The sequence below is a fragment of the Marinifilum caeruleilacunae genome, assembly GCF_013141825.1.
GTDB lineage: Bacteria > Bacteroidota > Bacteroidia > Bacteroidales > Marinifilaceae > Marinifilum > Marinifilum caeruleilacunae.
Window position 1 is genome coordinate 21,926 of record NZ_RZNH01000028.1, and the last position, 12,463, is coordinate 34,388.

Genomic DNA, 12,463 nt, shown 5'->3' on the forward strand with positions numbered 1-12,463 from the left:
GCCTGCTAATTTTATTCGAGTCTATTTTCTTTTCTTCGTTTCCAGATTACCCAAATTACCACCGGTGCACCAATAAAGGCGGTTACCGAGTTTATTGGCATTTCCTGTTCCATTCCAGGCATCCGGGCAATCAGGTTACACAGCAAAGCGGTAGCTGCACCCAGCAAGGCAGCATTCAATATCAGGTAAAAATGATTGGATGTTTTCGATAACAGTTTAGCCAGGTGAGGTACTGCAACCCCAATAAAAATGATTGGGCCGCAAAATGAGGTGACAATGGCTGTTAAAAATCCCGCAAAAGCGATGATGAAAAAACGTGCTCGCTTGATATTCAATCCAAGGTTGGCAGCATATCGATCTCCTAATGCCAATAGGTTTAATGGCTTGCTTAAAAAGGTAGCCAATAGCGATGGAATCACCGTTATGAGGCAAAACATCAAAGCCCGATCTGAAGTGAGGCGACTGAAACTTCCCAATCCCCAGATTACATAGTTGTGCACATCTTCTTCAGGGCTGTAGAATTTCAATAAACTAACCAATGAACTACTCAAATAGCCAATCATTACCCCAATTATCAGTACACTTAAGGTTCCTCCTATTTTGTGAGAGATAAATAGAATTAATGCCAATACCAGACCGGCACCAATTAAGGATGAAAAGACAACAGCAAAATCGCCCCAGCCTCCTAAACTGGTGAAAGTAAATCCTAATATATTCCCGGTAAAAAGCATTACAAAGGCAACTCCCAGGCTTGAACCTGAAGAAATACCTAAGACCGATGGTCCGGCCAGAGGGTTTCGAAATAGGGTCTGCATTAACAAACCTGATACGCCCAGAGCCATTCCCGCACCTAAGGCAACTATGGTTTGTGGCAGCCTGGTTTTTAAGATGATATTTTCGAAAATTCGATTTGCTTCATCGCCCGTAAACAAGATGGCTTTGATTTCGGATATTGGAATATGTATGGATCCCAAAACCAGGTTCAATAAAACAAGAAATGCCAGCAACAAAGTTGCCAGCGTCATTACAATCGATATCCTACCTAGTTTATGAATCATTTCAGCTTGTTATAAAAATAGGGTTCGTGTTCGGGTAATAATTCCGGATGAAAGAAGTGTAAGTAGTCAGCAAGCAATACATCTGGTTTCATTCCTGCTTGTTCGTAATAGGGTTTTTCCCTGATATTACAAAGAATTACATTTTGATTTTGGAATGCCTTAAAATCTGTGTATCGAGGATCTTGTTCTGCCAAATCTTTCAGACTGACACCCAATTTTTCCGGGTGAATAATTCTCCAGAAATCGCAATGAGATGCTTTGCTGTAGATGCTTTCAAAATCGACCGGATAGGCTCCGGTTTTGTTATCTTTAATGATATAATCAGCTCCGGCATCACGAAAATAGTGGGCATAAAAGCTATTCCCGCCAGGAACATACCAACTTCCCGATCGCATTTTACCAGAAAAAACTGTTGGACGATGTTTTACATTGGCTGCAAGTGATTTTAAATTCTGATATCTCGATTCGATGGCATTAAAAATAGAGTCGGCTTTTGTTTCCTGTCCTACAAAAAGAGCCAGCATTTTAATCCATTCTGCTCTTCCCAGCGGCGTTTCTTCATTGTAGGCAGCCATAGGCACCAATGGAATTCCAAGGTTTCTAATGGCATCGAATCCTCCCACTTTAAATGGGGAAACAAAGATTACATCGGGATCGAGGGCCACAAGCATTTCCAAATTAAAATTACCTTCCTTGCCAATTCGTTTTACTTTACCCGACTCAAGTAATTTTTTCATGCCTTCATGTCTTAAATAGCGACTGCTGTTAATAGCAACAATGTCATCAATATCGTTCAACTCGAAGAAGTAACATAGCTGCGTACTCGACAAGCACACAATTCTCTTGCAAGGAATTGGAATAGTGCTGGCAGATTTCTCCGAATCATTTTGAACCAGTTTGAAAGAATCAAAAGCTCCTTCCTCTCCTTTTCGATAAATTTTTAAGATGGAGCTGCCATCTAATTTTTCGACGCTGAACTCTTTGGCATGTTTTAATGCTAACATTGTACCTGCAAGCTGCTCTTTATCCTTCGAAACTTTAGATGATTTGTCGTTACAAGCAGAACAAATCAACAATACATTTACAATCAGAAAAAACAGATTTCTTTTCATTGTTTTGTGCTTATGAATTCATATACTTTGGAACCAACACATTGTCCTTTGGCATTGTATTGATAGAACCTCTTTTTATTGCTTCGTTTAGAAGAAACATAGCTATTCGAATAGCTAACTTTCCTGCCTTTTTTATCGAATAAATATGTGGTGGTTGATAACAAATTATCAGCTCCCGAGAATTTTTTCTTCTCAATTATTCTATGATTTTGATACTTATATTCAAAGTGATTTTCACTTGTTAATTCTCCATCTTTATTGAAATTTTTACGAGAATCAAGCTCACCTTTATCAGAATATAATAGTTCGGTGTATTGTAGCAATCTACCTCCACTATAATAATTGGTTCTGGAAATTTCACCTCTGCTGTTATGCAGGTAAACTTTACTGCTTTCCTTCCCCTTTATGTAATCACATTTGATACTTTTTACCTTCTGATTTTCCAAATTGTAAAAGTAGACGTATCGCTTTTGAATAATCGAATCGCTTTGGTATTTCAGACTTTCAATTTTGTTCCCATTTTCATCGTACTTATAGTGAACAAAACTCAACAAGCTGCCTTTTGCGTTAAAAGTACGTTTCTCGATTCTCTCTCCTTTGGAGTTATATGCATACTGGCGTGAACCCACAAATTGAAATCCCTCAATTTCCTGGGCACAAGCAGCCACTGAACTCCAAATCAGGAAGAATGCGAATATCGCCTTTAGGCAAAAGTTACTTTTGAATCTCATGATAAACCTCATTTAGATGCTCCACCCAAATTTTAACTGCATCATCATATTCAGCCAATCCTGTCATTACAATTTCTGTTGTAAAACCTTCTTTTTCAAGTTGCGATTTCCAGCTATCCTCTTCATTTCCTGCCATATCATTTCTGGCATGATCGCCAGCAACCGACATAAATGGTGTTAACACCACTTTTCGGATTCCCTTCTTTTTTAACTGAGGAATAATTGCATCCAAAAGAGGAAATCCTTCAACCGTTCCCATAAAATACTGATCTGAATGTTGTTTTAAATAGTATTCAAATCCTGGATAGTAAATGTTCGATTGGTGATGACTACCGTGTCCCATAAAGAGAACTGCAGTTTTCGAACCAATATGATTTTGAAATTGTTGATGAAGAATTTTTGCCAATTGAGTGTGATCACGATCTAAAAACAAAAGTGGTGTACCCAATTTTGCTACCTTAATTCCTTTAGGCATTCCATCGAATGCATCTACTGTAATTTTAAGGTTATCGTATTCTTCACCCGGAATAATGTGCAAAGACTGAACGGCTACATGTGTGAAACCATCTTCTCCCATTTTTGCCAAGGCTTCGGCCGGAGAATCAACTTGCCCACCACGCTTGCGAATAATTTTTCGAATCATCTTCGAAGTGTAGGCCCATCGGATCTCTACCTCTGGAAATTCAGCTTTTACGATTTTATCAATATTCTCAAAGGCTAGCCTGGTTTCAGGATAACTGCTCCCAAAAGTAACCAGTAATATCCCTTTTTTATCTTCTTGTTTCTTGTGTGCAAATACCATATCAATTTGGATAAACATGAATGACAAGAGCATTAGCAAACTCATGATGTACTTTTTCATATCGTTTTGTATTTTTTTGGTACTGATTTTTTAAAATTTCGCTTGAACCACTTTACAGAAATAACCAGGCCGGTAATACTCACTGCCAGGCCTGCAAATGACAGCAGGAGTAAAATGGTTTTTCTGATCCAATCATATTTTTTCAGAATTGGAATATCGAAAGTGTGCAGAAAGCGGTACAACCATCGTCGAACCCGAGAGTTTTTCGTTAGTTTTTTAATGCGCTCACCGCTAGCAGGATCGATGTACAACCAGGTTTGAGCAGCATCTGACAATTCTATTTTATAGGCCGTAGATGGCAAATAATGCATGGCCGAACCAGAGTAATAGTTATCGTAATTTGCTTGATGACTTAGCGTAAATGGCAGATCTTTACAAATTACCTTCGCCTGATTTTCGATATCAGACAGGCTAAATTTCTTTTGCGGAACGACATTCCCACCCTTCAAACAATACACTTCGGATTGCTGATAGTCATGGTAATAGACTCTAAATTGAGGCTGTCCGAATACTGTTTTCCACTCAATTTTACGAATGCCTGTTTTGTTTTTAAGGCCTTTAAATATTTCCTTTGGTGTTGTATTTTCAAAAGCAGCCAGATCCAGCTTCTGATTCCATGAAATCTTCTTCTTCTCTTTGGAATTAACACCAACCATCCAATCGGGGATGTTAGCAACGGAAATCAGCCCGCTCAAAATAAAGGTGAAGACGAATAGTCCAAAGAAAAATCCCGTAAGGTGATGCCATTTGTACCAGAACTTCTTGTACGGACTAATGCTTTCTTTTTTGCGTTTTCGAATGCGCACTATTCCGGCATAAATCCCCGTAAGGGTCATTAAAATTCCAATAGAAGACAGGATAATCACCACCAATCGCCAGGTATCTTTGGCCATTCGGAGCTTTTTAAAATAGATCCAATGAGGAATTGCTCCGAAACGTGCACTCCACCTGGCCCTTCGATTGGTTTCCTGTACAATTTCTCCTGTTTTTTCTGAAATGTATAAAACGCTGTGAGCCGGATCGCTCATGCTACATTTGTAAAATGGCAACAAAGGCTTGTAGTAGGACCAAGGGGTCCAATCATCCAGTTCATCAATCTTTTCAATTTTCTTTACAGGATATCCATTGAAAGAAGAGCTCAGTTGTTTGGCATGATCTTCACCAAAAGAAGCAATTGGTTGCAAGCTTACAGCATCGTAGGTTTTCTGAGCTTTTTTACCGGTTTTTACTCGGTAAACGGCTCGGCCTTCGCTTAACTCAAGACTTACTTTTCCTTTAAAACTGGCTGGAGGAGCTTGTATTACTTCAAAATCCGCCTCCTTGAATTCCTCCAGATGTAAGAACCTCCCTTCACGGGATGCATGCGGAAATCCGTCGAATATGAGTACGATTCCCGAAACGAACCAAGCCACAAACATCAGGCTCATAATTGAACCTGATAGATTGTGGATTTGAATTAGAAATTTATTGACTCGCTTCACGATTATTTTGCAAAATTGATTGTGAAACCAGCAAAGAATGTACGACCAGGGCTAAGTGTTCCGTAATGCGAACCATACGGACTGTCATCTACCTGATCGAAAATATTATCGATACCCAACTGTGCTTCGATGATAAAAGATCCCAGGTTCATAAACCTGTGGTTGGTGGTTAGTTTCCAGATATCATATGCTTTTGCATTGTCGGTGTTATTGTCATATGATTTTTCATCCTGAATACGGCCAACAATATTGGCATTGAATGAATAGTTTTTCCATGAACGATCGTAAGCCAAACGCACATTTCCATAGTGTTGTGCCACACCATCCAGGCGCTCATCCGTTGTTAAATCTTTGGCATCAACATAGCTGTAACCGCCACCAAGGGTAAAGCCCGCGCCTAATCTTGCATTCAATAAGAAATCAATTCCTTGCGATCGCGACTCCTCAACATTGTAATGCTTCTTTCTGCGTTTAATTCCATCTTCTGCATCACCAGCTTCAAGGTCTACACTTTCATATGCTATCAAATCATCTACATTATTAATATAACCAGTAATGCTTGCAGTTAAGAAATCGTTATGGAATTCAATTCCCAAAGAAGAGAATTGTGACTTCTGAGGATCAAGATCGGTGTTACCCAAGTATAGAGTTCCTCTTTTTTCGTAAGCGTAGTACAACTCCTTCACCGTAGGAGCTTTAAAACCATAACCGTAAGTTCCGCGGAAATTGAACTGATCGAGCTTATAAAGCAAAGATACTTTTGGTGTAAAAGCGCTACCAAACTCTTTGTGTTTTACAAAACGAGAACCTGCAACAAGTTCCAGTCTTTCCAACAATTTAATTTCTTCCTGCGCATACAAGGCAAAGGTGTTGGCATCCGCTTTTCCATCAACCAATCGATCTTCCGACACCATTTCCTCTTGCAAATAATCGGCACCAATGGTTAATGTATTTTTATCAGAAAGGCTATTCACATATTTAAAGCGAAAGTTGTTCATTCGCTGATCGTTATTGATCGACTTATCACCCTTCTGATAATCTTTATACTCCTGGTTGTATCTGTAATAGTAACGGAATCGGTCGTAATTGTAATCTACAGAAATGTAATCCTTCTTATTTAGCAGATATTTTGCACCTGCTTCGAAAGTTTTATCTGTAAAGTGATAGCCATATTTTCCAACCGATTGTGGTCGGTACATGTCTTTTTCGTAATAGGAGTTTCCTGCGTAAACTTCCAGTTTATCTGTTGCTCTGAAAGTTAAAGAGTGGCTGAAGGTTTTATCTTCATATTTGTTCTGAGCCATGGCTTCAGTTTCCACCAATTCATCATCGTCAATTTCGTACGGACTCAACTGCCAACCATCGCTACTTTTACGATTAAAATTACCGTTCCACGAAAATTTACCCAAATTCAAATCTATTGTATTGCTCTGCTGAATGGTAGCATATTTACGAATACGGGTTGTGTTAGATAGGTTGATTTTCTGCTTCGATTTCTTGGTAATCACATTTACAACACCAGCAATAGCATCCGAACCATAAAGCAAGGAAGCTGCACCTTTTAACACCTCAATTCTTTCAATATCGTCAGGGTTAATTCTGTTCAGGTCGGTATTGCCACCAACATCACCATAAACGCGCTTTCCATCAATTAACACCAAAATGAAATCGTTCCCCAAACCGTTAATGGTCATGCGGGCTCCCATTGTGCTAGGGTTAAAGTCGAATGATGGACTCACACTCATCATCAATTCATTAAAGTCAGAAGCTCCAGTGCTTGCAATTGCTTTTTTAGAGATCAACTCGGTTTGTACTGGTGCAGTCTTTAAATGATGAGCTGTACCTGTACCGGTAACAACAATTTCGCCCAACTGACTTTTGGATTCTTCCATTGTAAAATTCAGGACATTGTTCCCTTCAGTAAGAGCAACGCGTTGTTTCTGGCGACTATATCCCGAAAAGGAAACTACCAGGTCGTATTCTCCTGGCTTTACATTTTTAATCTGGAATTCACCTTTGTTATTGGTTGCTGTACCTGTGGTTGTACCTGAGAAATACACACTGGCACCTGGCATAGGTTGTTGGTTGCTTTTTTGGGTAACCACTCCTTTTAGCACAGCGTTCTGTGCATTAGCGAAAGCCACTGAAATCAGAAGCAATACTGCTACAAAATAAATCTTTTGCATCGTAAGATATTAATAATTAATAACTTCACTTTGCAATCCTAATAAACGACAAGAATAATTCAGAACATTATAAACCGATAAGTCCTAAACACAAACTTCTGTCCCGGAAGCAAAATGTTTCATTAGCGCGATGGCAGGTCTTCTGACTTATCCTGATTTTTATGCCTTCCCATTCAATCTCGAATCGAACAGTGGCTGTAGTATAAAAATCGCGATTCCAGGCTAACTGGAACCAGACTTACAGCAGCGGGAACTGTTGCAGATTTTCACTGCATTCCCTTTTAATCTATTGCATAAGAATATGCAAACAGAACCATTACGTGCGCAAAAGTATATATTATTTTTCTACGGAAGCAAATTCTGCAAATATTTTATGGTATGTTAAAGAATAGTCTTGGGTGCTATTTACAAGATAGCTTAAAAGGAAGGCTTGTGAGCTCAATTATAGGCATAAAAAAAAGCCGTTTCATTTCTGAAACGGCTTTTATCCTGGTACCCGGGGCGGGACTTGAACCCGCACGGCCAAAAGGCCACTGGATTTTAAGTCCAGCGTGTCTACCAATTCCACCACCTGGGCATCCTTATTGGATTTGAGCGAGAAACGAGACTCGAACTCGCGACCCTAACCTTGGCAAGGTTATGCTCTACCAACTGAGCTATTCTCGCATTTTGCAACCTTTAGGAGTGAACCGTTGTTCTCTCAATTGCGATGCAAATATATGCGTATTTTTTTATTCCGCAAAAGAAAAAAAACATTTCTGTCATTTTTTTTTAATCAGTTGAAAAGCTTTTTCTTTTTAACATTTCCTGATTGTTTGAAAGTCAGACAGTAGACACCTGAGCCTTTAAAAATGCAGGATGCGTATTTTTTTTAAAAGATTTTCCTTTTTTTTAAATTCCAGAGATCTTTTTGATCTCATTTAATTTGTTCAAGGCTTCAATTGGGGTAAGATTATTAATGTCTAAATCTGTAATTTCTTCCCTGATTTGTTGTAAAACCGGATCATCGAGTTGGAAAAAGCTCATTTGATAGCCTTCTCGCTGTTGAGCAATTTCACCAACAGGCTTGGCCAGCGATTCTCCATTTTTGTTTCCTTCGAGTTGTACCAAAATTTCATCGGCACGTTTTACAACCGATTTTGGCATTCCGGCCATTCTTGCCACATGAATTCCAAAGCTATGATTTGAACCACCTGGCACCAATTTTCTTAAGAATATTACCTTGTTATTTACTTCTTTTACCGAAACGTTGTAATTCTTTACCCTATTGAATGATTTCTCCATTTCGTTGAGCTCATGGTAGTGAGTTGCAAAAAGGGTTTTGGCCTTCGATTTTACATTTTCATGGATATACTCTACAATAGACCAGGCTATGGATATCCCGTCGTAGGTACTGGTTCCACGTCCCAGTTCATCTAAAAGAATCAAACTTCTCGACGATAAATTATTCAAAATGCTGGCTGCTTCGTTCATTTCAACCATGAAAGTAGATTCTCCCAAGGAAATGTTATCCGATGCACCCACCCTGGTAAATATTTTATCTACATATCCAATCTTAGCCGATTCGGCAGGAACAAAGCTTCCGATTTGTGCCATCAATACAATAAGAGCGGTTTGTCGAAGCAAGGCCGATTTACCTGCCATATTTGGCCCGGTAATGATAATCACTTGTTGGTTTTCATTATCAAGGAATACATCGTTGGCAATATACTGCTCGCCTATCGGCAATTGTTTTTCGATTACAGGATGTCTTCCCTGTTTGATATCGATAAGCTGGCTTTCATTAATTTCAGGACAGGAGTAATTGTTTTCCCTTGCCAATCGTGCAAAAGAAAGCAAACAATCCAAACGTCCAATCATGGCAGCATTTAACTGGATAGAAGAAATGTAATCGGCGATACTCAAAACCAAATCATTGTACAATCGGGTTTCCAATGCAAGAATTTTTTCTTCTGCGCCAAGTATTTTCTCTTCGTACTCCTTTAATTCCTGGGTAATATATCGCTCTGCGCTAACCAGGGTTTGCTTCCTGATCCACTCTTCAGGAACTTTGTCCTTATGCGTATTTCTTACCTCTATATAATATCCGAAAACATTGTTAAAACCAATTTTTAGCGAAGGAATACCTGTTCTCTCACTCTCGCGAACCTGCATCTGAACCAGGTAATCTTTTCCTGAGAATGCAATCTTTCTCAGCTCATCCAACTCCTGTGAAACGCCTTCTGCAATTACTCCTCCTTTGCTTACCATATTTGGAGGGTCGGCCTTTATCTCTTTCTCAATTTTTTCGCGAACACTCAGACAAGGATTCAACTGCTCCCCGATTTTTATCAGTCCTTCGTTTCCTGAACCTAAACAGAAATTCTTAATGGGTTCGATGGCAAGCAGTGCATTTTTTAACTGTACTACTTCTCGCGGACTTACCCTCGCAACCGCAACCTTAGAAATTATCCTTTCCAAGTCGCCAATTTGCCTGATTTCATCTTCAAGCTCTAAAGCCTCATTTTCTTTTTGGTAAAAGAATTTCACCACATCCAATCGGCTGTTAATGCGAGCTGTATCTTTTAATGGTAAAGCAATCCAGCGTTTCAACAAACGCGATCCCATCGGACTCAAGGTTTTATCCATGATTTGCGAAAGCGTATGAGCACCATCGTTTAAAACTCCAAACAATTCAAGGTTTCGAACTGTGAATTTATCCAACCACACATATCGGTCTTCTTCGATTCTGGAAAGTTGGGTAACATGTCCTGCCTGACTGTGTTTCGTGATATCAAGGTAATGAAGCACTGCTCCCGATGCGATAATTCCATTGCGCAAATTCTGTACTCCGAAACCTTTCAGCGAGCTTGTTTCGAAGTGTCGCAGCAATCGGTCCTTGGCTGCACTTTCGGTAAACACCCAATCGTCCATGGTAAAAGTATAGAACTTGCCACCAAACAATTCATGGAATATTTTCTCTTTTCCTTTCTGATATAAAACTTCTTTTGGCTGAAAGTTCCCCAGCAATTTATCGATGTATTCGAAATTTCCTTCAGCAGTTAAAAACTCTCCTGTCGAAGCATCCAAAAATGCAATTCCTGCCGATTTTTTTTCCAAATGCACACAAGCCAAAAAGTTATTCTCGCGGTGTTCCAATACATTATCGTTATAGGAAACACCAGGAGTTACCAGCTCAATAATTCCTCTTTTTACCAGCTTTTTGGTTTTTTTAGGATCTTCCAATTGCTCGCAAATGGCAACTCTCATTCCTGCTCGCACCAATTTTGGCAAATAAGTATCTATGGCATGGTGCGGAAATCCGGCTAGTTCAACATAGGAAGCAGAACCATTGGCTCTCTTGGTTAAAGTGATCCCTAAAATCTCCGATGCACGAATGGCATCATTTTCAAATGTCTCATAAAAATCACCCACTCTAAATAACAATATTGCATCAGGATGTTTTTCCTTCATCTGGTAATATTGTTTCATCAAGGGCGTTTCGACTGCTTTCTTCTGTTTTGCCAAGGGAATACTATTTTGTGTGTTTGGAACTCTATTCTTTATCTCGAACAAATATACTCATTCCACAATAAAGAAATTGCGAGAATTTATGATTCAACAAAAGAAAAAAAGCTAAAATCTCATGGGAATTCAATATACAATGTTGTAAATTTAAACTGATCACATCTAAAATTTGACATTAGAAATCATGACTAATATTCTAATCATTGGAGCAGGTCTTTCGTCTACAGATCTCATTCAATATCTGCTAAAACACTCAGATAAATACAATTGGAGAATAGCCGTTGGCGATATGTCTCTGGAACTTGCTCAACAAAAAGTAGGCAATCATCCTAATGGATCAGCTTTTCGTTTCAACTTAAAAGATTTGGAACAACGTGCTTCCGAAATTTCTGCTGCTGATATTGTAATCAGTATGGTTCCTGCCTCTATGCATATTATTGTGGCTCGCGAGTGTCTCCAGTATAAAAAACACATGCTTACACCATCATATGTAAGCCAGGAAATGATGGATTTGCACGAAGAGGCAAAAGAATTGGGCTTATGTTTTTTGAATGAATTGGGTGTTGATCCGGGAATCGATCACATGTCGGCCATGCAGGTAATCGACCGCATTAAAAGCGAAGGTGGAAAATTACTATCCTTTAAATCGTTTTGTGGCGGATTGGTAGCTCCTGCCTGTGACGATAATCCATGGCATTACAAATTTTCCTGGAACCCAAGAAATGTTGTTGTTGCCGGTCAGGGAACAGCTCAATTCAAAGAAAATGGTCATTACAAATATGTTCCATACAACAATCTATTTCACAAGCTTACAAAAACTTCGGTAAACGGATATGGAGAATTCGAGGTTTATCCGAATCGCGACTCGCTGCAATATTGTGAATTATACGATATCACTGGTATTCCAACCATTATGCGTGGAACCATGAGACGCCCTGGATATGCCGAGGCCTGGAACATTCTGGTTCGTTTGGGTTGCACCGATGATTCCTATGTCATGAAAGATTCGCATAAATTATCGAACAAAGATTTTATCAAAAGTTTTCTGCCTGAAAATGGCAGTTGTGCAAAAGAAAGCCTGGCAAAATTCGTGGGTATCGAATCAGAATCTCAAATTATGGAGAAACTAAACTGGCTTGAGTTATTCTCCGATGATGTACTGGAATTAAAAGAGGCTACTCCGGCCATGTTTTTGCAGAAAATATTGGAGAAGAAATGGGCCTTGGGAGATGATGACCGCGATTTATTAGTGATGCAACACCAGTTTGAGTACGAAAATACAGGCATGAAGAAAAGAATTATTTCTTCGATGACTTACGAAGGTAAAGATCGTGATCATACTGCCATGTCGTATACTGTTGGAACACCTCTTGCCATTGCCGCAAAACTTCTTGCCACCGGCAAAATTAATATGCCTGGGGTTCATATTCCAACCATGCCCGAACTTTATGAGCCAATTTTAAAAGAATTGGAAGATTTAGGCGTTCGTTTTGTAGAAGAAGAAAGTATAATTTAATTTTTAAATC

General features: G+C 39.2%; 8 protein-coding genes, 2 tRNA genes and 1 riboswitch. Of the genes, 1 reads left to right on the forward strand and 9 read right to left on the reverse strand.

What is annotated here, in order from left to right; all coding sequences use genetic code 11:
- Positions 1 to 11 precede the first annotated feature (11 nt).
- The 9 genes from ELS83_RS15130 to mutS all read right to left on the reverse strand — a co-directional run bounded on the left by ELS83_RS15130 (position 12) and on the right by mutS (position 10,901).
- Positions 12 to 1,058, reverse strand: a complete 1,047-nt coding sequence (locus ELS83_RS15130) for a FecCD family ABC transporter permease (protein ID WP_171596397.1) — start codon at positions 1,056 to 1,058, stop codon at positions 12 to 14.
- Complete coding sequence (locus tag ELS83_RS15135; RefSeq protein ID WP_249414461.1) at positions 1,055 to 2,170, reverse strand: ABC transporter substrate-binding protein; 1,116 nt, start codon at positions 2,168 to 2,170, stop codon at positions 1,055 to 1,057. Before ELS83_RS15135 ends, ELS83_RS15130 begins: the two co-directional genes overlap by 4 nt.
- Positions 2,167 to 2,901: a hypothetical protein gene (locus tag ELS83_RS15140; protein WP_171596398.1), complete on the reverse strand. Its 735-nt coding sequence runs from the start codon at positions 2,899 to 2,901 to the stop codon at positions 2,167 to 2,169. Before ELS83_RS15140 ends, ELS83_RS15135 begins: the two co-directional genes overlap by 4 nt.
- Positions 2,885 to 3,763 carry a sirohydrochlorin cobaltochelatase gene (locus ELS83_RS15145; protein WP_171596399.1) on the reverse strand — a complete coding sequence of 293 codons (879 nt, stop codon included), beginning with the start codon at positions 3,761 to 3,763 and terminating at the stop codon, positions 2,885 to 2,887. The genes ELS83_RS15140 and ELS83_RS15145 overlap by 17 nt, the downstream gene beginning before the upstream one ends.
- Complete coding sequence (locus ELS83_RS15150) at positions 3,760 to 5,190, reverse strand: PepSY domain-containing protein (RefSeq protein WP_171596400.1); 1,431 nt, start codon at positions 5,188 to 5,190, stop codon at positions 3,760 to 3,762. The genes ELS83_RS15145 and ELS83_RS15150 overlap by 4 nt, the downstream gene beginning before the upstream one ends.
- 56 nt (positions 5,191 to 5,246) lie before the next feature.
- A complete protein-coding gene (locus ELS83_RS15155; protein WP_171596401.1) occupies positions 5,247 to 7,430 on the reverse strand; it encodes a TonB-dependent receptor in 2,184 nt (727 codons plus the stop codon).
- Positions 7,431 to 7,545: 115 nt separating this feature from the next.
- A riboswitch (cobalamin riboswitch) is annotated at positions 7,546 to 7,763 on the reverse strand.
- A gap of 157 nt (positions 7,764 to 7,920) precedes the next feature.
- Positions 7,921 to 8,007 (reverse strand) — tRNA-Leu (locus ELS83_RS15160).
- Between the two features lie 16 nt (positions 8,008 to 8,023).
- Positions 8,024 to 8,096: transfer RNA gene (locus ELS83_RS15165), tRNA-Gly, on the reverse strand.
- Positions 8,097 to 8,321: 225 nt separating this feature from the next.
- A complete protein-coding gene (gene mutS, locus ELS83_RS15170) occupies positions 8,322 to 10,901 on the reverse strand; it encodes a DNA mismatch repair protein MutS (protein ID WP_171596402.1) in 2,580 nt (859 codons plus the stop codon).
- Positions 10,902 to 11,121: 220 nt separating this feature from the next.
- On the opposite strand from mutS, the gene ELS83_RS15175 reads away from it, so the two are divergent.
- Positions 11,122 to 12,453, forward strand: a complete 1,332-nt coding sequence (locus ELS83_RS15175) for a saccharopine dehydrogenase family protein (protein WP_171596403.1) — start codon at positions 11,122 to 11,124, stop codon at positions 12,451 to 12,453.
- The last annotated feature ends 10 nt before the right edge of the window (positions 12,454 to 12,463 follow it).